The organism is Paenibacillus wulumuqiensis (genome assembly GCF_000971965.1).
Taxonomy (GTDB): domain Bacteria; phylum Bacillota; class Bacilli; order Paenibacillales; family Paenibacillaceae; genus Saccharibacillus; species Saccharibacillus wulumuqiensis.
Map to the genome: position 1 here is coordinate 175,531 of NZ_KQ040794.1, position 24,102 is coordinate 199,632.

Sequence of the window (24,102 nt, forward strand, 5' to 3'; positions counted from 1 at the left end):
AACCTGAATGAGTGTGTTTCTCACGGAGTTCCCCAAATCTTATATCCTGTAAGGGAGGCTATTCTCAGATGAAATCATTTGAATTTTATAATCCAACCCGCCTTATCTTTGGTAAAGGCCAGCTGGAGACATTGAAGCGTGAAGTACCGAAATACGGTAAAAACATACTGCTGGTATACGGCGGCGGCAGCATCAAGCGTGCCGGACTGTACGACCAGGTTGTTCAATACTTAAAAGAGATTGATGCCAACGTAACCGAGCTGGCAGGCGTAGAACCAAACCCGCGTCTGTCCACTGTTCATAAAGGTGTAGAGCTGTGCAAAGCCAACCAGATCGATCTGGTACTGGCTGTCGGCGGAGGCAGTGTTATCGACTGTGCCAAAGCGATCGTCGTAGGTGCCAAATACGATGGTGACATGTGGGATATTATCGAACGCAAAGCCGCTCCACAGGGCGCACTGCCACTTGGCGTAGTGCTGACCATGGCAGCGACCGGTTCGGAAATGAATTCCGGTTCCGTCATTACCAACAGCGAGACTCAGGAGAAGCTTGGCTGGGGTTCCCAGTATTCCTTCCCGGCATTCTCGATCCTCGATCCGGAATTCACGTATTCCCTGCCGAAGGATCAGACAGTATACGGTGTGGTGGATATGATGTCCCACGTACTGGAGACATATTTCCATCCTGAGCAAAATACACCGGTACAGGACGGCTCCTGTGAATCCGTACTGCGTGCTGTGATCGATGCCGCTCCTCACCTGATCAATGATCTGGAGAACTACGAGCTGCGTTCCACTATCATGTACTCCGGTACAATGGCGTTGAATGGTGTGCTGAGCATGGGCGTAACCGGTGACTGGGCAACCCACAATATCGAGCATGCGGTATCCGCAGTGTACGATATCCCTCATGGCGGCGGTCTGGCGATCCTGTTCCCGAACTGGATGCAGTATAACCTCAAAGTGGACCCTTCCCGTTTTGCCAAGCTGGCTGTTAACGTATTCCACGTTGACCCTGCAGGCAAGAGCGACGAAGAAGTGGGCGCAGAAGGCATCCAGGCACTACGTGACTTCTGGACATCCATCGGTGCACCTAGCCGTCTGGCCGATTACGATATCGATGACAGCCAGATTGACCTGATGGTCGAGAAAACACTGAAATTCGGTCCTTCCTTCGGTAACTTTGCCAAACTGCAGGCAGACGATGTACGCGAAATCTATCGTATGTCCCTGTAAGCAGCAGACATTTCGAGATCTATCCGTACCTTTATCACAGCCTTATGCAGGAGCAGATCAATAATACGAACCTGCTGCCTGTATAAGGCTGGATCGGAATAAAGGATGATTGTTAATATCAATTCAGCACATATATAGCCAAAAGCACTGTTTCCTCGATCCTCAGGATCGTTTGGAAACAGTGCTTTTTTGTGTTCAGTCAGTAAGAGGGGTATTTGTTGTTTTTGTAACTGCACCTATTGGTTGTAACTGTACCTATAACGTGAAGAGATAAGAAGCGAATGAAGTGGTTATTTTGACATAACTATTCCTTTAAAGGTAAAAAAATGCAACTTCACGCCAGATAATACGTAAATATCGGTATATCGCCAATTATCAGCCTTATTCGCCTGTTATCGTATACCATTCTTACAGGCTGCGGCGGTCATGTCAGAGAAGGGAAAGGAGCGAGCATTTATGGAAACGCTATATTGGACCTGTCTGATTATCGGAGCGGTATATGCGCTGTTCAGTCTGCTTTTCGGTGACCTGCTGGGTGATGTACTTGGCGGATTGGAGCTGCCCGGACCGGACGTGTTCAAGCCGATCGTACTGGCAGGCATGGTCACCGTATTTGGTGGAGCAGGTATTTTGCTGGCCAGGTATACGGAGCTGTCGCTTGGCGTAGAGCTGTTACTATCCATTCTGGCGGCGGTTGCAGGCGCGTTGTTTGTATTTTTTGCCTATGTCAAACCGATGGAGAACAGCGAAGTATCCACGTCCTATTCGATCCGGGAGATGATCGGGCGGATCGGGGAAGTGACCATACCGGTTCCCGGTCAGGGATATGGCGAAGTCATGATCAAAGTCGCAGGTGGCAATACGGTACATATCGCGTCCAGTTTTGAGCACTGTCCTATCGCGGCAGGTGTCCGTGTCGTCATCATAGAGGAGTCGGCAGGTGTACTGGCAGTAGCGGAATTTGAGCAGAATCAGGCAGCGGACCCGCTGGAACAACCAATAAAATCATTATAGTGCTGCAAGAATAATGTATGACTGCTTGTGCAGTGCCGTTAGAAGTAAAAATAGAAGTAGAAGTTACAGCGATCAATTATAGCAATCGTGTTGCAACATTTATCATCTATAGCAACCGTGTTACAACACTTATCACCGATTCAAAGGAGAGACTACAATGACCATAATGAATGAAATGATTCTGATTCCTGCCGTTGTCGTAATCGTACTCGTCGTACTGGGTATTACCTTCTGGGCCCGTTACAAAACGGTAAGCACCGATGAAGCGATGGTTGTGACCGGTTCCTTTCTCGGCAGCAAAAACATCTCGGATGATGGCGCCGGCCGCAAGATCAAGATCGTCCGCGGCGGCGGTGCATTTATCTGGCCGATTTTTCAGAAATCCGAATTTCTGTCCCTGCTGTCCCACAAGCTGGATGTAACGACACCGGAAGTGTATACAGAGCAGGGTGTACCGGTACTGGCAGATGGCGTAGCCATTATCAAGATCGGCAGCTCTGTTGAAGATGTGGCTACAGCCGCCGAGCAGTTCATGGGCAAGCCGATTCAAGCGCTGCAGGGCGAAGCCCAGGAAGTGCTGGAAGGACATCTGCGTTCAATTATGGGCTCCATGACCGTCGAGGAAGTGTACCGCAACCGTGACCGCTTCGCTCAGGAAGTACAGAGCGTGGCAGCGCGTGATCTCAAGAAGATGGGTCTGCAGATCGTTTCCTTTACCATCAAGGATATTCGTGACAAGCATGGCTATCTGGAATCTCTTGGTAAACCGCGCATTGCCGCTGTGAAGCGTGATGCGGATATCGCCGAGGCCGAAGCACTGCGTGACTCCCGCATTCAGAAAGCCCGTGCCGAAGAAGAAGGACAAAAAGCCGAACTGCTGCGGGATACCCATATCGCCGAAGCGGAAAAGGAAAAAGAACTGAAAATCGCCGCCTTCAAAAAAGATCAGGATACCGCACGTGCGGAAGCCGATCAGGCGTATCAGATTCAGGAAGCCAAAGCCAAACAGATCATGATCGAAGAACAAATGAAAATCGAACTCGTCCGCAAAGAACGCGAGATCGATCTGAAAGAAAAAGAAATTACCGTACGCGAGAAACAGTATGACGCCGAAGTGAAGAAAAAGGCCGAAGCCGATCGCTTTGCGGTCGAGCAGGCTGCCCAGGCGGACAAAGCACGTAAAATGCGTGAAGCCGAAGCCAAACAGTACTCCATTGAAACGGAAGCCAAAGCATCTGCCGAGCAGCAGCGGCTCGCTGGTCTGGCGACAGCCGATGCTGAACGTGCCAAAGGTACCGCCGAAGCCGAAGTTATTCGTCTGCGCGGCCTGGCCGAAGCGGAAGCCAAGCAAAAATTGGCGGAAGCTTTCGAAAACTACGGTCAGGCGGCCATTCTCGATATCGTCGCCAAAATGCTGCCGGAACTGGCAGGCAAAATCGCCCAGCCGCTCAGCAATATCGACAAGCTGACCGTCGTCGATACCGGCAAAGGGGAAGGCGGCGGAGCAGCACGGGTGAGCAGCTATGTCACCGAGCTGATGGCAACCGCTCCCGAGATGCTCAAAAGTGTATCGGGTCTCGATTTGGAACAGCTGATTCAGGGATTCGCCGGCAAAAACAATACTTCTGCCGAACGCCAGCCCGTACTTTCCGATACTAACCGTTCGTACCCGGCACATGGCGAAGCAGACGGTATCCGGCCAGTGGAACTGACAACACCGACTCTTGAAATCAAATCCACCAACCGCATCCCCGATGCCACAATGGATAAAGAGTAAAGCCGATCCATTTTGCAAGGCCACCGATGAAATCAATGTATGCTGCCATCAGTGCCTATGCCCATACCTGCTTATCATTTGTAACCTGCCCGCGGCAAGTGTATAATAGATGTATCTGTGTATAACAACTCTGGATTCCGGATCAGGATATCCATGGAATAGGCAAAAAGACGATGAAGCCGGATAAATCAAGGCTTTATCGTCTTTTTCGCTGTGACGGAGCAATGTGCAGATTATGTTGACTAGCCTGTTATTTTTTGATAACTTATTCGGGATAAGGCGATAGTAAAAGGGGTGCAACTGTGAGCAGCCTACAGGTGGCTAAAGTACTGAATAATAACGTAATTATTGCAGATCATCCTCAGTATGAAGAGGTAGTCGTGATCGGCAAGGGGATCGGATTCAACCGCAAGACGCGCGATCAGATTCCGCTCAATGTCGTCGAGAAAATGTTCATTCTAACCAATCAGCAGGAGCAGGAGCAGTACAAGCAGCTGGCCACACAGATTGACGAACGTATCATTGAAGTGATTAACGAGATTATTCACTTTATTAATAAAGAAAGCAAAACCCCGCTCAACGAGCATATTCATATTGCATTGACCGATCATATCGCATTTGCGATCAAGCGTGCCGAACAGGGCATGACCGTGCAAAATCCTTTTCTGTATGAGACCCGGGAGATGTATCCGACCGAGTACCGGCTGGCCGAGCACGCGCTGGAGATGATCAAAAATAAACTGGGCGTCAGCCTGGAAGAAGACGAGATCGGTTTTGTCGCGCTGCATATTTACAGTGCGCTGACCGACCAGCATATTACCCAGATCAAGGCGCATTCCCGTCTGATCGCCGATATGGTCAAAGTGGTGGAGGATAGTCTGCATATTACCATTACCGGCGATAGTCTGGATTACTCCCGGCTGCTGACCCATCTGCGGTTTGCGATCGAGCGCATCCGGCGCGGCGAGAAAGTAGCGGCGACCCATCGGCTGGAAGAGATGCTCAAAGTCGAATATCCGGAAGTGTATTCACTGGCCTGGAAGCTGACCAAAATGATGGAAAGACGCCTGCGCCGGCCGGTATATGGAGCCGAAGTCAGCTATCTGACCATGCATCTGCAGCGGTTCGTCGAGAAAAATGAAACCGAGAATGGATCATGAAATGGTATCCGGGTCAGTGTAAAAAAGTATGCTGAATACTTTTTTAATGAAAAGGCTTGCATGTTCAAAATGAGAGTGCTATAATTCAGAACGTAATCAACAAACGAATAGCGTTTATAACGTGTTACTGATTCGATCAGGCATGAGTTAACAAAGTATTTGTAGCGAAGCTGCATAGCAGAGGGATCATTATATCCTTATCTGCAGGCATAGCTTCTGTGTACAGATACGTTGTTTGCTCATGCCTTTTTTGCATGCTATACACTAGTCGGTTGTTGAATGCAGTGAGGTTGAGGAATCAAGAAAGTTCCATTTTTGTAATATATTAGCTGAATTGGTTTAATATATTATCGGTTTGGGTCATACACATTGAAGAAGTGAATCCTGCCTGCACTGCAACTCAAAATCATCCATTATATTCAAGAGGGGAAGTGGCTGTATTGTTTAGACGTCTGTTTGGCGTTTTGCAAAAAGTTGGTAGAGCACTGATGCTTCCGGTTGCGATCCTGCCAGCTGCAGGTCTGCTGCTGGGTATCGGTAACCTGCTGATCAATCCGGACTTTTTAAAGTATATTCCGGCATTGAACGCCCAGTGGGTTCAAATTACTGCTGAAGTAATGATGAACTCCGGGCAAATCGTATTTGATAACCTGTCCTTGCTATTTGCCGTCGGGGTTGCCGTCGGTCTTGCAGGAGGAGAAGGCGTTGCCGGTCTGGCAGCAATTATCGGTTATCTGATTATGAACGTAACGATGGGTACAGCTATGGGTATTAAAGCTGAAGATGTGGGTAAAGGTAACTTTGCACTGGCTTCCGTACTTGGTATTCCTACTCTGCAAACCGGTGTATTCGGCGGTATCATCGTCGGTATTCTGGCAGCAGCGATGTACAAGCGGTTCTTCAAAATCGAACTGCCATCTTACCTGGGTTTCTTTGCAGGTAAACGTTTCGTTCCAATTATGACGGCTGTTACATCCCTGCTCCTTGGTCTGGTTATGATCGTGGTATGGCCTCCGATTCAGTCTCTGCTGAACAACGTTTCCCACAACATGGTCGATGCGAACCCTACACTGTCCGCATTTATCTTCGGGGTTATCGAACGTTCACTGATTCCTTTCGGATTGCATCATATCTTCTACTCACCGTTCTGGTTTGAATTTGGTGAATATGTCAATAAAGCAGGTCAACTGGTACGTGGTGACCAGAAGATCTTTATGGCTCAGCTGCGTGACGGCGTGCCGTTCACAGCGGGTACATTCATGGTTGGTAAGTTCCCGTTCATGATGTTCGGTCTGCCTGCGGCAGCACTGGCAATCTATCATGAATCCAAGCCACAGCACAAAAAATATGTTGCAGGTATCATGGCTTCTGCAGCACTGACTTCCTTCCTGACAGGTATTACAGAGCCGCTGGAATTCTCATTCCTGTTCGTAGCTCCAGTCCTGTTCGGTATCCATGCCATCTTCGCAGGTCTGTCTTTCATGACTATGCAGATTCTCGGCGTTAAGATCGGTATGACTTTCTCTGGTGGTCTGATTGACTTTATCCTGTTCGGGGTTATTCCGAACCGTACCGCATGGTGGGATGTTATCATCGTCGGTCTGATCCTGGCAGTTGTGTACTACTTTGGTTTCCGTTTCGCTATCCGCAAATTCAACCTGAAAACACCGGGTCGTGAAGATACGGTTGCTTCGGATGAAGACAACACTGGCGGCAGCACAACACAGGACGAACTGCCTGGCAAGATTCTGGACGCATTTGGCGGACAGGAAAACATTTCCAGTCTGGATGCTTGTATTACTCGTCTGCGTATCCAGGTTAAAGAACCGAAAAACGTTAACAAAGACCGTCTAAAATCGCTGGGCGCTTCTGGCGTACTGGAAGTGGGTAACAACATTCAAGCGATCTTCGGTACACGTTCCGATACGATCAAATCGCAAATGCAGGACATTATCGCTGGCCGTACACCGCGTCCTACACCTCCAAGTGTAGATAATGAACCGGCCAAAGGCACTGCCGAAAACCAGGTAGATGTGATGACTGAAGAAGTTATCGTAGCTCCGGCAAGCGGTGAACTGCTGAATATCAGCGAAGTACCGGATCCGGTATTCTCGCAAAAAATGACCGGTGACGGTTTTGCGATCCTGCCTTCGAATGGAACAATCGCTTCTCCGGTAAACGGTAAAGTATTTAACGTATTCCCAAGCAAGCATGCGATCGGCATCATGTCCGAGACCGGCAAAGAGATCCTGGTACACGTTGGCGTGAACACCGTTAAACTGAAAGGCCAGGGCTTCACTGTACTGGTTGCTGAAGGTGACGACGTAATGGCAGGCCAACCGATCCTCGAAGTGGATCTGGAATATGTAAAAGCTAATGCTCCATCGATCATTACACCTGTAATCTTCTCCAACCTGCCGGAAGGTGCAGCGGTAACGCTGAAGAAATCCGGAACAGTCAAATCTGGAGAAGGCGACATTATCTCCATCAAATAATCGCAGTTTCACTGTGAATGACGTATCCGCAAGGTCCGGTAAGAGCCGTCCGTAAAAGGGGTTCTTGCCGGAATACATTCTCTGTATTACAATCAGCTGCTTAACAGGCAGATCGATCAGCATCCAACTGAATAGTCCGGCATCCAGAAAAACACAACTCATTTCGACGAATCAGCTCGGTAAGCTGCTTAATCCTCAGGATTTATGTCTAAGTATTAAGTGTATGTATACAGGATGTGTTTCACAGCAAACTATAGGCGGTTCCCTGGAACTTCGCCTATAGTTTGCTATCATTATAAAATGAAAGCATGTTTTGGCAAGAAAGAGCAATTGTATGGTAAAGAAATGAATTTGCCTAAATTTTGCCGCAAATTGCTGCGTATTGCTGAAAAAAGTCGAAAATTTTTCTTACAGAACGTGCATCAAGGTTTATTATGCTGTACAATAGAGTGGATGGCTTAATAGTTACATCTCTATTACTACTAACAGAAAGCGAGTGACTTTATAATGGAAAAAACATTCAAAATCGTTGATGAAGATGGTATCCACGCACGCCCGGCAACTGCACTGGTAACAGCTGCTAACAAATTTGCTTCTACTGAATCTTTCGCTGAAGCTAAAGGTAAAAAAGTAACCCTGAAATCTATCCTGGGCGTTCTGTCCCTGGGTCTGGAGCAAGGTGACACTATCGTTCTGTCCACTACTGGTGCAGAAGAAGAAGCGGCTCTGCAAGCTCTGACTGATGTAATGGTTAATGAAGGGCTAGGCGAAATCAATGGCTAATATTTTGGGAATTGCGGCGTCTTCGGGCATCGCCATTGCCAAAGCATTCCGTCTGGAACATCCTGAGTATGAAATCACCAAACGCTCAGTAAGTGATGCCGATGCGGAACTGGCTAAACTCACGTCTGCTCTGGAGCAATCCAAAGTGGAACTTGAGGCGATCAAAGAGCGCACGCTGCAAGAAATGGGAGCAAAAAAGGCAGAGATTTTCGAATCTCACCTGCTCATTCTGAATGACCCTGAATTGATCGATCCGGTAAAAGACAAAATTTCTTCCGATATGATCAATGCTGAATATGCACTGAACGAAGTGGCTTCCCAGTTCGTAACCATGTTTGAAAACATGAAAAGCGCGTACCTGCAAGAACGTGCTGCGGATATGCGCGACGTAACGAAGCGCGTGATCAACCATCTGATGGGCGTGAATTTCCAGAGCCCTGCTGAAATCCGTGAAGAAGTGGTCATCATTGCCGAAGACCTGACGCCTTCCGATACAGCTCAGCTGGACCGCAATTATGTAAAAGGCTTCACAACCAACATTGGCGGACGTACTTCCCACTCTGCGATCATGGCACGCTCCCTGGAGATCCCGGCAGTAGTAGGAACGAAGGAAGTTATGGAAGTTGTACAAAACGGAGATATGGTTATCGTCGATGGTCTCGAAGGTAACGTAATTGTGAATCCGGATGAAGCGACACTGGCAGAATACCGTGCGAAACGTGAAGCTTATGAGGCACAGGTAGCAGAATGGCGCAAACTGCGCGATGAAGCAACTGTATCCAAAGACGGCGTTCACATCGAACTGGCTGCCAACATTGGTACTCCAAATGATGTATCTGGCGTTATTGATAACGGCGGCGAAGCAGTAGGTCTGTACCGTACAGAGTTCCTGTACATGGGCCGTGATGAGCTGCCATCCGAGGATGTACAGTTCAACGCCTACAAAACCGTGCTCGAAAAAATGGCAGGCAAGCCTGTAGTTGTTCGTACGCTGGATATCGGTGGCGACAAGGAACTGCCTTATCTGGTTCTGCCAAAAGAAATGAACCCGTTCCTCGGGTTCCGTGCTATCCGTCTGTGTCTGGATCGTCAGGACATTTTCCGCACTCAACTGCGTGCGCTGCTTCGTGCAAGCGTATATGGTGAACTGCGCGTCATGTTCCCAATGATCGCGACACTGGGCGAATTCCGTGAAGCCAAAGCGGTAATGATGGAAGAGAAAGAAAAACTGGTTGCTGAAGGTGTATCCGTATCGGACAACATCCAACTCGGCATCATGGTTGAGATTCCTTCCACAGCAGTTCTGGCCGACCAGTTTGCCAAAGAAGTGGACTTCTTCAGTATCGGCACTAACGATCTGATCCAGTACACGATGGCAGCTGACCGTATGAACGAACGTGTATCCTATCTGTATCAACCATATAATCCGTCCATTCTGCGTCTGGTTAAAATGGTTATCGATGCAGCGCACAAAGAAGGCAAATGGGCCGGAATGTGCGGCGAGATGGCAGGGGACGCCACAGCGATTCCATTGCTGCTCGGTCTGGGACTCGATGAGTTCAGTATGAGTGCAAGCTCGATTCTGCCTGCACGCAGCCAAATCGCCAAACTGTCCAAAGCTGAAATGCAGGAGCTGGCTACCAAAGCACTCGACATGCAGACAGCAGAGCAGGTTGTCGAACTGGTAAACGCGATTCAGGTGTAATTGACGGACCTACCGTTTTCGATTCATTTATTCTTTTTCCAACAATCCCATTAAGCTGATTTCCTGAATTGATTCGGGAAATCAGCTTTTTTTCGGTTTTTTGTGTAAAGATGAACAAGAGCTAAGAGGGAATTCGCTGCGGGAAAGGATCATTCCGGCGGCCTCCGGTTAAGAATGGATATTCGGAATAACCGCTATTGCGGTAAATATCCATTCTTAAATGTCGGCCTCTGGAATGATTCCTTTCCCTTCGCTAAGTGCGCCTGGGGAACTTGGTTGGAACCAGTCTTGCACAAAAGAAACGAGAGGTGGGTTGGGTAATAGGTTTGGCTTAAGCAGTGGGTTAAGAGTTTATTTTTGAAGAGAAAACGGTATTGATAGGTAATGAGTATTGGCTCGAATTTAAATGATAATAAGTACTGCTTATGAGGTGGAAGGCAGTCCTTTGCCGCCGAGGGGGTGAAAGATGCTGATTCTTTCCATGCCGGTGATGATGGGTTTGGCTTGTTGGATTAGAGTCTGGGTAGCTTCCAGTTGCAGGGATGCCTGGTGGGCTTGCTCGCTGCTCCATACTTCGTAGACATATACGCAATTCGGTTCATTTTCGGCGATGCTGATCGTGTAAATTTCGCATTCTTGTAGATCTTTCATCGATTCTGCAGCGTCCAGCAGAATGCTGACCATGTTGTCGCGCTGGTTTTCCTGTACTGTAAATTTGCCGAACAATCCGAATCTGCTCATAATATTCCTCTTTTCGTAAATGAATAGGTGATGGTTATCGAAAATGGGTTGGCAGGAAAGCGTAAAGTGATTGTGTATTCGGTCATATTGATGTATAACAGCGTAATCTGAAGTACAGTTGACTGATGTGATGCGCAGTCATTTAATCCGATGTCAGGCAGCCCAGTTCATAGTAGTTGTTATTGTTGAATTCAAAGCTTTTGATAACATCGAGACCGAGTTTTTGGGTATGGGCGGCATAGGATCTTGGATTGATATGGTTGATGAATGTGATCAGGATCGGATATCGTTGACTCATTTGTTTTTTGGAAAATTCGAAAACCTTTTTAAGTACTTCGGTGCCTCTGTATGTCGTATCGATGCAGATCGGTCCGTATTGGTAGCTGTTGTCTGTAGACAGTACGGTTCCTCTGTATTCGGTATGCTGCAAATCGCCAATCATATGCTGAAAAAGCGGCCATTTGGACCAGTATTCCCAGGAAGCTGCCATCACGTAAGCGATAACTTTATCGTTATCACACGCAATAGTGACTCCATTTTCCTTTTCAATGATTTCTTTGAATTGCTCGTTTGTAAACAGGGTGGTCACAAATCCATGAGGTTTGTCCTGTTCACTGATGGTTGTAATATGGTATTTTTGCTGTAATTCAGCGATAGCCGGTATATCATCGATTGTAGCGTTTCTGTAAATCATGGTTATCCTCCTACTGAAATCAATATAAACTCCTATCTCTCAATATACAGCCTGATGAAGCAGCAGGTAAATAGCAAGAATTAAATGGGTTATGCGGATATTAGAAAATCGTATATCAGGTAATCGATAGCGCTTATTTAAAGCCAGCGCGGGTATAAAGTACATACAAAAAGCAATCAAGGAACTTATCGCTACGATAAGTTCCTTGATTGCTTTAATCTATATATGCCGTAAGCTATGAGCCGTGAGTTTTAGCTGCAGGCGCAGTTGAGTACCGGCTTGCGGGCTGCGGTTGCTTCGTCCAGACGTTTGACCACTGTGGTATATGGCGCGTTGAGCACCAGCTCCGGCGTGTCTTTGGCTTCCTGGGCAATCTGGATCATCGTATCGATAAAGGCATCCAGCGTTTCTTTGCTCTCGGTCTCGGTCGGCTCGATCATGATGCATTCTTCCACATTGAGCGGGAAGTAGACGGTAGGCGGATGGTAGCCAAAGTCGAGCAATCGTTTGGCGACGTCAAGCGTGCGTACACCGTACTGCTTCAGTCCTTTGCCGGACATAACGAATTCGTGTTTGCATACATTATCATACGGCATAATGTAGTGATCCTTGAGACGATGCATCATGTAGTTGGCATTCAGCACGGCACATTCGGATACCCGGCGCAGGCCTTCCGGACCGTAGGTGCGGATATACGTATAGGCACGTACGAGAATACCAAAGTTGCCGTAGTACGCTTTGACACGACCGATCGAATCCGGTGAACCGGAACGCAGTGTGTAGCTGCCATCTTCCAGCTTCTCGACGACAGGCTCCGGCAGGAAAGGCAGCAGTCGGCTTTTTACACCGACCGGACCGGCACCCGGGCCACCGCCGCCGTGAGGCGTGCTCATCGTCTTGTGCAGATTGAGATGGACCACATCAAAGCCCATATCACCCGGACGGGTAATGCCCATGATCGCATTGGAGTTGGCGCCATCGTAGTAGAGCAGACCGCCGGCTTCGTGCACGACCTGGGCGATCTCGGTAATCTGTTCTTCGAACAGTCCCAGTGTATTCGGATTGGTCAGCATGAGTGCTGCCGTATCCGGTCCTACCGCTGCACGCAGGGCATCCAGATCGACCAGGCCGCGTTCATTGGAAGGAATGGTAATCGTCTGGAAGCCTGCGACCGTTGCGCTGGCAGGGTTGGTTCCGTGCGAGGAATCCGGCACGATGACTTTGGTACGATGCTCGCCGCGCTTCTCGTGATAGGCACGAATCATCATCAGACCGGTCCATTCTCCGTGCGCTCCGGCTGCCGGCTGCAGGGTTACGGCGTCCATACCGGTCAAGGCAGCCAGATCGTTTTGCAGGGTATGCAGCATTTCCAGCGCTCCCTGGATACTTTGCTCCGGCTGATACGGATGAATTTTGGCAAAACCGGCATAGCGGGCGACATCTTCGTTGATTTTCGGGTTGTATTTCATCGTACAGGAGCCGAGTGGATAGAATCCGTTATCCACGCCAAAGTTCAGACGGGACAGCTCGGTATAGTGACGAATAACATCCACTTCATAGACTTCCGGCAGGGCAGCGGCTTCACTGCGCAGCATGTCTTGCGGAATGACGTCGCTCATTTCCACACGTGGCACATCGCATTCCGGCAGGGAATAGCCGACACGGCCAGGTTGGCTGAGTTCGAAGATCAGCGCTTTTTCCTTAATCACTGCGCCGATCAGTTCGGCGGATGCTGTAGCATTGGCGTCTGTAGGGGTTGTCGTTACCGTTTCATTTGTCATAGGGATGCCTCCAGTTGGGTTGCCAGTTGATCAATCTCGGATTTGGTGCGCTTTTCCGTTACGGCGAACAGCATGTGACCGGATAACTCCGGATAGGACAGACCAAGATCATAACCACCGATGACACCCTGCTCCAGCAGCTTCACATTCAGTTCGGCTGCGGACATGCCTTCCGGAAGTTGGATTACAAATTCATTGAAGAACGGAGACTGGAACGCAAGCTTCAGGCCGGGAACAGAAGACAGCTTCTGTGCGGCATAATGGGACTTCTGTACATTCAGGTCGGCGACATCGATCATGCCCTGTTTGCCCATAATGGACATGTAGACCGAAGCGGACAGGGCCAGCAGCGCCTGGTTGGAGCAAATATTGGAAGTCGCTTTGTCGCGGCGGATATGCTGCTCGCGTGTCTGCAGCGTCAGTACAAAGCCGCGTTTGCCGTCACGGTCGGTCGTCTGGCCGACGATACGGCCCGGCATACGGCGCATCTGGGCCTGCGATACCGCGAAGAATCCGCATGTAGGACCGCCGAGGGACATGGAAATGCCAAGCGGCTGTGCATCGCCGACCACGATATCCGCTCCCAGCTTGCCCGGTGCTTCCAGTAGACCAAGTGAAATCGGGTTGGTGCTGACAACGAGTAGCGCGCCATGTTCATGAGCAAGATCCGCAGCAGCGCGAATCCCCTCGATACCACCAAAAAAGTTCGGAGACTGCACCAGTACCGCAGCCGTCTGATCATCCAGCACTTCGGCAAGTGCGCTGATATCGGTCACTCCGTCGCCATAGGCTACTTCAACTACTTCCAGATTTAATCCGCGTGCATAGCTGCGTACGACAGCGCGTGCTTCCGGATGAATGGTGGAGAAGGCGACGATCTTGGTACGGCGCGTCGCAGAGGCTGCCAGTGAAGCCGCTTCGGCCAGCGCAGTTGCTCCATCGTACATACTCGCATTGGCTACAGCCATCCCGGTCAATTCGCAAATGTAGGATTGGAACTCAAAAATGGCCTGCAGCTCGCCCTGACTGATCTCCGGTTGATACGGAGTATAGGCAGTGTAGAATTCGGAGCGGGAGATCACATGGTTGATCACCGAAGGCACATGATGGTCGTAAATGCCTGCACCCAGGAAGCTGGTATAACGGTCCGTATCGGCATTGCGTCCAGCGAGCTGTGACATATGGCGGGTCAGCGCGTATTCGTCCAGCATGTCCGACATCGGCAGTGTGCCCTGGTAGCGAACAGCTGCCGGAATATCCTTGAACAGATCCTCGATGGATGATGCACCCACGACAGCCAACATATCGGCTTCGTTCTGGGCAGTCATCGGAATATAGCGATGCAATTTCATTATATAGACTCCTTTCGGCAGCAGGAGCTGCCGGGTGATGGTTGATCAGACACGGGAATAATCAATCAGACAGTTACAGGCTTTCTTTTATAAAAAGGAGCTTTGACGACTTCGGCTTTGAGGCGTTTGCCGCGAATCTCTACTTCAATCTCGGTACCGATAGCTGCATGTTCCGTTTCGATCAGAGCGAGACCGAGGTTGCGCTTGAGTGTAGGGGACTGGGTACCGGTCGTCACTTCACCGATCTGGCGACCATCCCGGAAGACCGGATAATGGGAGCGGGGAATACCCCGATCGGTAATCTCCACGCCGACCAGCTTGCGCGGTACTCCGTTTTCCTTTTGCTCCAGTAGTACGCTGCGGCCGATAAATTCACCTTTGTCCAGCTTCACAAAGAAACCGAGACTGGCTTCAAGCGGCGTAATATCTGCCGATAGCTCTTGTCCATATAATGGCAGCTTGGCTTCAAAGCGCAGTGTGTCTCGCGCACCAAGTCCGCAGGGTAACAGTCCGTCGGCTTCACCGGCTGTCAGCAGGCCGGTCCAGATGTCACCAGCCTGATCGGCCGGCGCATAGATCTCGTAGCCATCTTCACCGGTATAGCCGGTGCGGGACAGGATGACTTTGGCACCGAACAGTTCCGCATCGGCGATAAAGGAGAAGCCGGGCAGTTCCTTGTACGCATCACTGCCGGCAGCTTTTGCCAGAATACCTGCGGCGAGCGGCCCCTGCAGCGCGATCAGCGCCGTCTGCTCGGAGATATTTTGCAACGTGACGCTCTCCGGCAGATGCTTCTGCAGCCACTCTATATCCTTGTCGATGTTGGAAGCATTGATGACAAGCATATAATGCTCTTCGCCCAGCCGGTAGACGAGCAGATCGTCGACGACACCGCCGGTCGCATAACACATGAGTGTATACTGCGCCTGACCATCCTGCAGCCGGGAGACGTCATTGGTCAGCATCTTTTGCAGGTAATCGAGTGAGCCGGAGCCGCTAATGATCACTTCGCCCATATGGGAGACGTCAAACAACCCTGCTTTCTCACGGACAGCTTCATGTTCTTTCTGGATGCCTGTAAACTGGACAGGAAGTTCCCAGCCGCCAAAATCGATGCAGCGCGGAGAACCGGATGCGGCATACAACGGATAAAGCGGTGTGCGCTTGAGTTCTGTAGTCATCAATGATTCACCTCATGGTTTATTTGGTATGGAACAGGATAAGTCATACAGACAAAAAAACAGGGAGGATCAGGAAATAAACAGGCATCGCCCGCATTTTCCTTTTCCTCCCTGTCCTTGGTACCTGAGAGTTACCTTATTCGCCCACTGCCGGATGATCATACAGCATATTCCATCACTGTATGCTATACTCCTCGTAAAAGCATATGGCCGAGATAAGTTTCCCCTTTGGTGATCCGCTCAGGTATGATTATGATGTCTGTTCATAACCGCCGGATTCTCTCCAGAGCCGCGTCCAGTACAGGTCCTTTTGCCTGAGAGATTCACCATAACGGCTTACTCCTTCGGCGCTGCCCTGATGCCGGCAGTCTCTCCCTGTACGTTCATCCGCTCACATATGATGTTATGTATTTCCGAACATTCATGAATGAAAATATTAAAAATGTATGTTTATTATATTAATACTTGATTCAAAGAGGGATGTCAAGACTCTTGACAGCGCAATCTTCCTTACTATACGCTTGTGGCATCAAAACCCAATTATGATATGGAACCGGAGGAATGGAACGATGAGTGAGATCAAGGACCAATTGTTGTACAGTGAGGAACATGAGTGGGTAGAGCGCATCAGCGAAGATACCGTCCGTATCGGCATTACCGATTTTGCCCAGCATCAGCTTGGGGATATCGTATTCGTCGAACTGCCGGAAGAAGGACGCGAAGTCGCAGCAGACGAAGTCGTAGGCACCATCGAATCCGTCAAAACCGTATCCGACCTGTTCTGTCCGCTGGCCGGTACCGTTACCACATTTAACCCTGACCTGGAGACCGAACCCGAACTGGTCAACTCCGACCCCTACGGACGCGGCTGGATGATCGAACTCAAAGTAACCGACGAACTGGAAAGCGCCCTGTCCAAACTGATGGACGCCAAAGCCTACGCCGAGCACGCTCAAGACTAATGGATCACCACCAATCACCAACCCGCCATACATCCAAACCTGCTAACTACCTGCCGCAACCCAGTTCTTTCCTGCAGAGAACCATGGCAAAGGATACATATGGCACCCGAAAATAAAGCGCTGACCCGGAAGCAGGCATACCGCCTAACCATGCCTGCTTCCACCCATATCCACCAACCCAAAAGCACAATAACCCCAAAACCCAGCCAACTTTCCAATTAAACAAACCCTGCATCCAGCGACTTCGCCGTATTCAGATCAAGAAAGTTTGCCACCACCTGCCAATTCCAGCAGCCCGGTGTTTTGAGGTTATTTGTGCATGTATATTTTATTTTTCTTTGTTACGCCTTATTCCCAATGATTACGGACTGTTTATCACAAAATTGTTCCTTAAAAAATACATACTGTGAGCGCCGATCAATAATTTCTATCACCCCAAGTTCCTTGGACATCCAGAAGGGTCACGTACATTAAAAAGACTAAAGAGTAATAAGAATGATGAAGAAACCACAAGGAGAATTAAAAATTATTAAAGTGCTAAAGAAAATTAATTAGCATGAAGCAAAATCAAGGAACATTCAAAGAGATTAATGAAAATATAAAAGCACTAAAAGCACTTTACCTACTTAGAGCTTCGAAATTCTTAAAGCTTTTCAATCTTTCCAATCTTTTCCCAATGCAAAAACTAGATTCACCAAGCGCAGGAAAAGGAATCGTACTGAAGCTCTCCTTTAAGATCGGCTATCGACTGCTGAAGGCAGTCTTTCAAGATAGCTGATCTTAACAGAGAGCGGAAGTACGATCCTTTTACGGAGCGGTAAGTACCTACTTTCTCCAATCTATCAAAACAACATGAAAAAAGAACAACCCCAAGCAATAAGAAGATCACAAGCACTACAGTCACCAAGAGCACTGAGAGCACTGAGAGCACTGAGAGCACTAAGAGCACTAAGAGCACTAAGAGCACTTAGGAGTATTTAAGAGCGCTAAGCCCACCAAGAGTACTTATGAGCCATAAAAAGCACCGATGCCACTATCCTTGGACATGTCACACCTTTGGTTGAGTGAAAAACTCCCCCCGCGTTTATTTAAAAGAATAAACCCAACAGGAGGAACACCATGAACACCAAACGAATATTCATCACCGGTGCCAACTCAGGCATGGGTCTCGCATCGACGATCGAACTGGCCCGGCGCGGACATGAAGTGATTATGGGATGCCGTAATGAAGAGCGCGGCCAGAAAGCACTGGAGCAGGCCCGTCAGGAGAGCGGATCGGACAAGCTGACCCTGATGAAATGCGATCTGGGCTCGCTGGAGACGATTCGCAGCTTTGCAAAGGAGTTCAACCAACGTTATGATCACCTGGATGTGCTGCTCAACAATGCAGGTGTCGTCAACCTGAAGCGCAAGGAGACGTCCGACGGTTTTGAAATGAGTATCGGTGTGAATCATCTGGGTCATTTCCTGCTGACCAATCTGCTGCTGGACAGCCTGCACAAAGCGGAAGCTGCCCGTATCGTCGTTGTCAGCTCCGGCGCCTACAAGCTGGGCAAAATTCACTGGGACGATCCCCACCTGCACAGCGGGTATAATGTGGTCAAAGCGTATGCCCAGTCCAAGCTGGCGAATATTTATTTTACCCGCATCCTCGCTCAGCGGCTGGAAGGCACATCCGTCACGGTGAACAGCCTGCATCCCGGCGCCGTAGCGACCAGTATCGGAGTCGACCGGGAGACCGGGTTCGGCAAGCGCATTCTCGCTTCGGTCGCCCATATGCCCTTTTTCCAGACACCCGAGCAGGGAGCGGAGACCGCGATCTTCCTGACGGACGATGAGTCGGTAGAAGGCAAGTCAGGGGCTTATTATTATCGCAAGCAGCTGCATTCATTGCGTCCAAAAGCGGAAGACCAGCAGGAAGCCGAACGGCTGTGGACATGGAGTGAGCAGCAGGTCGGGCTGTGAATCGGCAAGGATGGCCTGCTGCCTGCCGCTCATGCCAAATAGGATATGTTGGCAGCGGCAGCATGATCGCTGCTGCTGTAAATAAGGTCATATGGACCTTTTGCAGACGGAGACTTAAAATGTGATTCTCCCGGAACCTGTGGTAGACTGAATAAGAATGTTGTTCCGGCGTCATGGACTGATGCTAATTTTTAGAGAAAAGAAGGTACGAAAAAATGAATAATAATTATCCGCCTAATCCGAATGACCATGAACGTGAACGTCCGCCACATGGCGCACCACAGCCTCCGGGTCCTCCAGGTTCCCGTCCTCCGCTGGTCGGGCTGGGTGGCTGGTTGACCGTGTTTCAGATCTATATATACTGGAGCTTGTTTATTGCGCTTATCTCCATCCCTACATACATAGCGATGCTGTTTCTGGCAGCCAACGAAGACGCGCTTCCTGCGGAAGTTCGCTCGGTGATGTCCATGTACGGGGATAATCTGCAGTCCTTGTCGGTCTATGAGCTTGTGGTCTCGATCATTCAGTTTGTCCTTTTGATCCTGATGATGGTAATGCTGTATACCCGCAGAAAGTCGTTCCCGAGAATCGCCAGAATGTATCTGATCCTCAGCTTGGCTTTTGCCGTTATTGCCTTTTTCGTCGTGCCGCCTACATCCACCATGGTCGCTTCCATGATCTGGGGTGCGGTATTGACGCTGGCCTGGAATATGTATTTCACACGTTCCGTACGTGTCAAAAATACATTTATCCGTTAATTCCGGATACAGCAGGAGTGGATAGACGAATCGGCGTTCAGGTGGTATCGTATATAAAAATATAGTGCAGGAGTGATACCCTTGAACAAAGCTGTTTCCTATGAGATCCAAATTGCCCGGCAGGAGGACCTGCAGCCGATTGTGGAGATTTACAATGCTTCCATTCCGGGACGTCTGGCAACTGCCGATACAGAGCCGGTGACGGTGGAGAGCCGTCAGGCCTGGTTTGACGAGCATGTGCCGGAGCGCCGTCCACTCTGGGTGTTGTGGCAGGACGGACAGATCGCAGGCTGGGCGAGCCTTCAGACCTTTTACGGGCGGCCGGCCTATAATGGAACAGTAGAGCTGAGCGTATATGTGCATCATGATTTTCATGGAAAAGGCATTGGCAGCAAGCTGGTCAGCTATGCGATTGAGCAGGCGCCATCGCTGCATATTCACACACTGCTGGGATTCGTATTTGCCCATAATGATCCAAGCCTGAATCTGCTGCGCAAGTTTGGCTTTGAAGACTGGGGTCATCTGCCCCGCGTGGCGATTCTGGATGGTGTAGAGCGTCACCTGACTATTTTGGGTAAACGTCTGGATGCTTAAACAGCTTCTTTATAAGAATCGGGAGTAAAAGCAAATATCGCTTCTAATTACAGCAAAACAGCCTGTTCCTTTGAGGGGAGCAGGCTGTTTGTATGTAGCGTGGGGAAGCGGGCAGCATTGCGTTTATGCAAAAGATGCTGTTGTTTTTCTAATTTGCCAATCTGAGTAAGTTACGAGCGTATTAACTGCGGATTCTTTCAATTTGATTATAGACGGCTTTACCTTCATGCTGCTGTTTGCCATGCAGAATGTCTTTTAAAAATAATACATAATCATCCAGGTTGAGCGCACCTGCCAGCAAAATAAACGGAGTTAATACGATCCATTTCCCAATCTTCATCAGCTTATGCATAAGAATTCCTCCTTTATTTACGGATATAAATAGTTATACGGAGAGGATATTGATAGAGTTCCATAATAAACAAAAACTGCCAATTTGCCCAAACAAGAAGCAGAGTATGCTCTGTTATTTAGCCAGCGTTTGGCCATATAAACGCGGGGTTTAATAAAAAGTGATCTCTGGTGCTTTTTTTAATTCAACTAAAATTGTATTTGTTTATTCAAACCAGGTAATTTGCGGTAATAATAGTTCAAATAATACCCTGATACACAGGAAACAGGAAAGAACACAAATAGGCTTCCTCTTTCTGTGCCAACGTTTGCACATTGAGTGGTATTCCTTATTTTCCAGGATTTAAGTCGGGTTTATAGGACTAAAGTTTTACAGAACCTTCAAGAATTCGACAAAATTTCCGATGAATAATTATGGGATCTATTAGGATATATAAAATAGAGAAATAACTTTGCCGTATGGGTTAATGAACCGATAGAGAAATAAAAGAGGCGTCTGAGTCGTAAGGAAACTGTAAAAGAAAAACAAGTCTATCTAAATGGTGGTGAATAATATGCTGGATAAAATGAATCACTCGTTAACCCGTAATATGGATATTGCGACTGACTATTTTTATGATATAGATGATCTGGGCATTCAATATACGCCGCAGCATAGCATTTTCAAGGTGTGGACACCGGATGCAGTGCAAGTAAGTGTGGCATTGTACGATGAACCCGGCGAATATGATCACGAAGGTCTGGTGCATGATCATACCGGCGGCCTGGAGATTCCGATGCAATCGGAAGAAGGCGGTGTATGGGTACTGGATCACGAAGGCGATCTGGCCGGCAAATATTATATGTACCGGGCAGAGTTTCGGGATGGCAGTGTGGAATATGCGGTTGATCCGTATGCGCGTGCTGTCTCGCCGAACGGCCAGCGTACGGCTGTTGTGGACTTGCGCAGCACAGATCCGGAAGGCTGGGAAAATGATATTCGTCCGCCGATGGCCAGTCTGACCGATGCGGTGATCTACGAACTGCATGTGCGAGATTTCTCGGTAGACCCTGAAGCGTCGATGCAGCACAAAGGTAAGTTTCTTGCTTTTACCGAGACTGGATTATGCGATGAACATGGCAACAGTATCGGGATTGACCATCTGCGTGAGCTGGGTGTAACCCATGTCCATCTGCTGCCGATCGCCGATTTCCAGACGGTCAACGAACTGACGGTGGATGATCCCGATTCAGAGCAGGCCAAATACAACTGGGGTTATGACCCACAGCATTATAATGTGCCGGAAGGTGCCTATTCCACAGATCCATGGGACCCAACATCCCGTATCCGTGAATTCAAAAAAGTCGTACAGGCACTGCATGGCGAAGGTATGCGTGTCGTTCTGGATGTCGTGTACAATCATACGTTCTCCGTGGATGATGGCCCATTCGACCGTCTGATTCCGGGTTATTTCTACCGGACGGATGAGCGCGGACAACTGACCAACGGTTCCGGGGTAGGCAATGAGATTGCTACCGAACGTCCAATGGTGCGCAAATATATCAAGGATTCACTCCGTTACTGGGCGAACGAGTACCATCTGGACGGTTTCCGCTTTGACCTGATGGGCCTGATCGATACCGAGACCGTCACCCAGCTGACCCAGGAACTGCGTCGTGATATTGATCCATGCATCCTGATCTATGGAGAGCCATGGACAGGCGGCTGGTCGCCGCTGCCGCAGCAGACGCTCAAAGGTGCTCAGCGCAGTAAGGGATTTGCTTTGTTCAATGATAACTTCCGCAGTGCGATCAAGGGCGGCAGTGATGACGAGACCCGCGGATTTGCTACCGGCGAATTTGGCAAGGAAGGCGATCTGGTCAAGGGCATCTATGGCTCCATAGGCGACTTTACCGATCATCCAAGCGAAAGCATCAACTATGTGACAGCCCATGACAATCTGAATCTATGGGACAAAATTGTACGGGTGAGCGGTGCGGAGGAAAAGCTGTCTTTCCTGCATATGGACAACGGTCGGCTGCCGGATGGACGCGATGTTGCGGAAGCTGTGGAACAGGCAGATCCTTACAAATATATCGATCCCAATGATGTAATGGCTCAGGAATGGGTACGACGTTCGATTCTGGCCAATGGCATTGTGCTGACGAGCCAGGGAATTCCTTTTATTCATGCAGGGGATGAACTGCTGCGCAGCAAATATGGTGATCATAATAGCTATCGCAGTCCGGATGCTATCAATGCGATCCGCTGGAGCAACAAGCAGCGTTTCCGTCAGGTATTCGATTATTATAAAGGGTTGATTCAGCTGCGTATGAGCCATCCGGCCTTCCGCATGAGCGATCGCAAAGACGTGGAGAACCATCTGCGCGTGCTGCGCAGTGATCACCAGATCGTCGCTTTCCAGCTGGGCGAGTATGCACATGGCGACAAATGGCGTCATATTATTGTCATTTACAATTCGGCGACGACCGAACAGAAAGTCACCCTGCCGCAGTTCAGCCGTCAATGGCAGGTAGTCGTCAACGATCGTGAAGCAGGCGTTTATCCGCTCGCTTCGGTACTCGGTGGAGAAGTGACGGTAGCTCCATTGTCCATGATGGTCCTGTTCGATGAAGAAGATCAGTACAAGCCGATTCCAGCGAGTCTGGAGTGGGAGTATACCCCTAGCATCATGGAACCGGGAGAGAAGCTGCACCTGAGAGTCGTACCGCGGGATCAGCGTGGAAGAATCTATACGGCTGAACGTGTACGCTATCAGTCCTCCAATGAAGAGGTCGTCTCGGTTCGCTCCGATGGACAAATGAAAGCCCTGAGTGAAGGCTCCAGTACGATCTGCGTATCCTGCGGCAATGTGGAGAGCTGTCTGCTGCTGCATGTGGAGACACTGGTACCGCATATGGTGAACCTGCAGGGCGAGCATCAGGTCTATATCGGCAAAAGAATGCGTCTGAAGGCAGACGTGCTTGACCAGTACGGCCGCCCGATCGCCCGTCCCAAGCTGACCTGGAATTCCAGCGATAAGCGGGTAGCACGGGTGAACAAGGATGGTGTGGTGCGCGGTATTTACCCAGGCAAGACCAAGATCACGGTAACCTGCGGCAAAGCGACTGCCCAGTGGTTCGTGGAAGTAATGCCTTATGTACCACGCAGCATCGAAGTGGAATATGAGCGTCCGAATCAGGATTACCGCGGCTGGAATCTGTGGGTATGGGGATCTGTACTCGGTCACCGTCAGGTGGATTTTGAGCGGGTAGAGAATGGGCGCGCCATTGCAAAGATTCTGATTGCTCCAGATGAGACGAATATCGGCTTTATTATCCGTCTCAAGGAATGGCAGGCCAAAGACATTGATACGGACCGCTACATTTTCGTCGATACGAAGCAGGACACGATGAAAGTGGTTATCAAGAGCGGGGATCCGGAATTTGATATTGAACCAACCGGCTGATCCAGGCAGAGCCGCCCATAACAGGGCGGCTTTTTGTCTTACCCAAGAGACGGATCGTGACGATGACTGCATTGGTTGTGGAAATCATGGGCTGTTCCTGTTAAA

At 49.3% G+C, this 24,102-nt stretch carries 19 protein-coding genes and 1 riboswitch; of the genes, 13 read left to right on the top strand and 6 right to left on the bottom strand.

Features of this window, described 5'->3' with window-relative positions; translation table 11 throughout:
• The first annotated feature begins 68 nt into the window (after positions 1 to 68).
• From WH45_RS05725 to ptsP, 7 genes are all read left to right on the top strand, one after another.
• A complete protein-coding gene (locus tag WH45_RS05725) occupies positions 69 to 1,235 on the top strand; it encodes an iron-containing alcohol dehydrogenase (protein WP_046213435.1) in 1,167 nt (388 codons plus the stop codon).
• 456 nt (positions 1,236 to 1,691) lie between these two features.
• The gene (locus WH45_RS05730; RefSeq protein WP_046213436.1) at positions 1,692 to 2,249 is read left to right on the top strand and encodes an NfeD family membrane protein; all 558 of its coding nucleotides are present in this window, start codon (positions 1,692 to 1,694) and stop codon (positions 2,247 to 2,249) included.
• A gap of 157 nt (positions 2,250 to 2,406) precedes the next feature.
• Positions 2,407 to 4,026 carry a flotillin family protein gene (locus WH45_RS05735; protein ID WP_052723632.1) on the top strand — a complete coding sequence of 540 codons (1,620 nt, stop codon included), beginning with the start codon at positions 2,407 to 2,409 and terminating at the stop codon, positions 4,024 to 4,026.
• A 302-nt stretch (positions 4,027 to 4,328) separates the two neighbouring features.
• On the top strand, positions 4,329 to 5,186 hold the full coding sequence (glcT, locus tag WH45_RS05740) for a glucose PTS transporter transcription antiterminator GlcT (RefSeq protein WP_046213437.1): 858 nt from the start codon (positions 4,329 to 4,331) through the stop codon (positions 5,184 to 5,186).
• Positions 5,187 to 5,626: 440 nt separating this feature from the next.
• Positions 5,627 to 7,681 carry a glucose-specific PTS transporter subunit IIBC gene (ptsG, locus tag WH45_RS05745; protein WP_046213438.1) on the top strand — a complete coding sequence of 685 codons (2,055 nt, stop codon included), beginning with the start codon at positions 5,627 to 5,629 and terminating at the stop codon, positions 7,679 to 7,681.
• Positions 7,682 to 8,188: 507 nt separating this feature from the next.
• Positions 8,189 to 8,464, top strand: coding sequence for an HPr family phosphocarrier protein (locus WH45_RS05750; protein ID WP_017813500.1), 276 nt, complete (start codon positions 8,189 to 8,191; stop codon positions 8,462 to 8,464).
• Positions 8,457 to 10,169 (top strand): phosphoenolpyruvate--protein phosphotransferase, encoded by a 1,713-nt coding sequence (gene ptsP, locus WH45_RS05755; RefSeq protein WP_046213439.1) that lies wholly within the window; start codon positions 8,457 to 8,459, stop codon positions 10,167 to 10,169. Before WH45_RS05750 ends, ptsP begins: the two co-directional genes overlap by 8 nt.
• A 423-nt stretch (positions 10,170 to 10,592) precedes the next feature.
• On the opposite strand, the gene WH45_RS05760 is transcribed toward ptsP, so the two are convergent.
• The 5 genes from WH45_RS05760 to gcvT all read right to left on the bottom strand — a co-directional run bounded on the left by WH45_RS05760 (position 10,593) and on the right by gcvT (position 15,918).
• Positions 10,593 to 10,910 carry a putative quinol monooxygenase gene (locus tag WH45_RS05760; protein WP_046213440.1) on the bottom strand — a complete coding sequence of 106 codons (318 nt, stop codon included), beginning with the start codon at positions 10,908 to 10,910 and terminating at the stop codon, positions 10,593 to 10,595.
• A 142-nt stretch (positions 10,911 to 11,052) separates the two neighbouring features.
• Positions 11,053 to 11,604 carry a GNAT family N-acetyltransferase gene (locus tag WH45_RS05765; protein ID WP_046213441.1) on the bottom strand — a complete coding sequence of 184 codons (552 nt, stop codon included), beginning with the start codon at positions 11,602 to 11,604 and terminating at the stop codon, positions 11,053 to 11,055.
• A gap of 251 nt (positions 11,605 to 11,855) precedes the next feature.
• Positions 11,856 to 13,313 carry an aminomethyl-transferring glycine dehydrogenase subunit GcvPB gene (gcvPB, locus tag WH45_RS05770; RefSeq protein WP_046213642.1) on the bottom strand — a complete coding sequence of 486 codons (1,458 nt, stop codon included), beginning with the start codon at positions 13,311 to 13,313 and terminating at the stop codon, positions 11,856 to 11,858.
• 68 nt (positions 13,314 to 13,381) lie between these two features.
• The gene (gene gcvPA, locus WH45_RS05775; RefSeq protein WP_046213442.1) at positions 13,382 to 14,737 is read right to left on the bottom strand and encodes an aminomethyl-transferring glycine dehydrogenase subunit GcvPA; all 1,356 of its coding nucleotides are present in this window, start codon (positions 14,735 to 14,737) and stop codon (positions 13,382 to 13,384) included.
• A gap of 65 nt (positions 14,738 to 14,802) precedes the next feature.
• Positions 14,803 to 15,918: a glycine cleavage system aminomethyltransferase GcvT gene (gcvT, locus tag WH45_RS05780; RefSeq protein WP_046213443.1), complete on the bottom strand. Its 1,116-nt coding sequence runs from the start codon at positions 15,916 to 15,918 to the stop codon at positions 14,803 to 14,805.
• Positions 15,919 to 16,210: 292 nt separating this feature from the next.
• Positions 16,211 to 16,305, bottom strand: a riboswitch (glycine riboswitch).
• A gap of 182 nt (positions 16,306 to 16,487) precedes the next feature.
• On the opposite strand from gcvT, the gene gcvH reads away from it, so the two are divergent.
• The 5 genes from gcvH (at position 16,488) to WH45_RS05805 (ending at position 20,197) form a co-directional block, all read left to right on the top strand.
• On the top strand, positions 16,488 to 16,880 hold the full coding sequence (gene gcvH, locus WH45_RS05785; protein ID WP_046213444.1) for a glycine cleavage system protein GcvH: 393 nt from the start codon (positions 16,488 to 16,490) through the stop codon (positions 16,878 to 16,880).
• Positions 16,881 to 17,436: 556 nt separating this feature from the next.
• Positions 17,437 to 17,658 (top strand): hypothetical protein, encoded by a 222-nt coding sequence (locus WH45_RS05790; RefSeq protein WP_046213445.1) that lies wholly within the window; start codon positions 17,437 to 17,439, stop codon positions 17,656 to 17,658.
• Between the two features lie 341 nt (positions 17,659 to 17,999).
• Positions 18,000 to 18,845, top strand: coding sequence for an SDR family oxidoreductase (locus WH45_RS05795; RefSeq protein ID WP_046213446.1), 846 nt, complete (start codon positions 18,000 to 18,002; stop codon positions 18,843 to 18,845).
• A 215-nt stretch (positions 18,846 to 19,060) separates the two neighbouring features.
• The gene (locus WH45_RS05800) at positions 19,061 to 19,603 is read left to right on the top strand and encodes a DUF2569 family protein (RefSeq protein ID WP_046213447.1); all 543 of its coding nucleotides are present in this window, start codon (positions 19,061 to 19,063) and stop codon (positions 19,601 to 19,603) included.
• An 81-nt stretch (positions 19,604 to 19,684) separates the two neighbouring features.
• The gene (locus WH45_RS05805) at positions 19,685 to 20,197 is read left to right on the top strand and encodes a GNAT family N-acetyltransferase (protein ID WP_046213448.1); all 513 of its coding nucleotides are present in this window, start codon (positions 19,685 to 19,687) and stop codon (positions 20,195 to 20,197) included.
• A gap of 181 nt (positions 20,198 to 20,378) precedes the next feature.
• On the opposite strand, the gene WH45_RS23545 is transcribed toward WH45_RS05805, so the two are convergent.
• Positions 20,379 to 20,549: a hypothetical protein gene (locus WH45_RS23545; RefSeq protein ID WP_156075148.1), complete on the bottom strand. Its 171-nt coding sequence runs from the start codon at positions 20,547 to 20,549 to the stop codon at positions 20,379 to 20,381.
• A 553-nt stretch (positions 20,550 to 21,102) separates the two neighbouring features.
• Here WH45_RS23545 and pulA point away from each other — a divergent pair.
• Positions 21,103 to 23,997 (top strand): type I pullulanase, encoded by a 2,895-nt coding sequence (gene pulA / locus WH45_RS05810; RefSeq protein WP_046213449.1) that lies wholly within the window; start codon positions 21,103 to 21,105, stop codon positions 23,995 to 23,997.
• Positions 23,998 to 24,102 lie beyond the last annotated feature (105 nt).

Coding starts and splice junctions, on each gene's coding strand:
- gcvPA (WP_046213442.1), bottom strand. CDS start 14,737: ATGAAATTGCATCGCTATATTCCGATGACTGCCCAGAACGAAGCCGAT.
- gcvT (WP_046213443.1), bottom strand. CDS start 15,918: ATGACTACAGAACTCAAGCGCACACCGCTTTATCCGTTGTATGCCGCA.
- pulA (WP_046213449.1), top strand. CDS start 21,103: ATGCTGGATAAAATGAATCACTCGTTAACCCGTAATATGGATATTGCG.
- WH45_RS05730 (WP_046213436.1), top strand. CDS start 1,692: ATGGAAACGCTATATTGGACCTGTCTGATTATCGGAGCGGTATATGCG.
- WH45_RS05765 (WP_046213441.1), bottom strand. CDS start 11,604: ATGATTTACAGAAACGCTACAATCGATGATATACCGGCTATCGCTGAA.
- WH45_RS05795 (WP_046213446.1), top strand. CDS start 18,000: ATGAACACCAAACGAATATTCATCACCGGTGCCAACTCAGGCATGGGT.
- WH45_RS05800 (WP_046213447.1), top strand. CDS start 19,061: ATGAATAATAATTATCCGCCTAATCCGAATGACCATGAACGTGAACGT.
- WH45_RS05750 (WP_017813500.1), top strand. CDS start 8,189: ATGGAAAAAACATTCAAAATCGTTGATGAAGATGGTATCCACGCACGC.
- WH45_RS05790 (WP_046213445.1), top strand. CDS start 17,437: ATGAAGCAAAATCAAGGAACATTCAAAGAGATTAATGAAAATATAAAA.
- WH45_RS23545 (WP_156075148.1), bottom strand. CDS start 20,549: ATGCATAAGCTGATGAAGATTGGGAAATGGATCGTATTAACTCCGTTT.
- gcvH (WP_046213444.1), top strand. CDS start 16,488: ATGAGTGAGATCAAGGACCAATTGTTGTACAGTGAGGAACATGAGTGG.
- WH45_RS05760 (WP_046213440.1), bottom strand. CDS start 10,910: ATGAGCAGATTCGGATTGTTCGGCAAATTTACAGTACAGGAAAACCAG.
- ptsP (WP_046213439.1), top strand. CDS start 8,457: ATGGCTAATATTTTGGGAATTGCGGCGTCTTCGGGCATCGCCATTGCC.
- WH45_RS05725 (WP_046213435.1), top strand. CDS start 69: ATGAAATCATTTGAATTTTATAATCCAACCCGCCTTATCTTTGGTAAA.
- WH45_RS05735 (WP_052723632.1), top strand. CDS start 2,407: ATGACCATAATGAATGAAATGATTCTGATTCCTGCCGTTGTCGTAATC.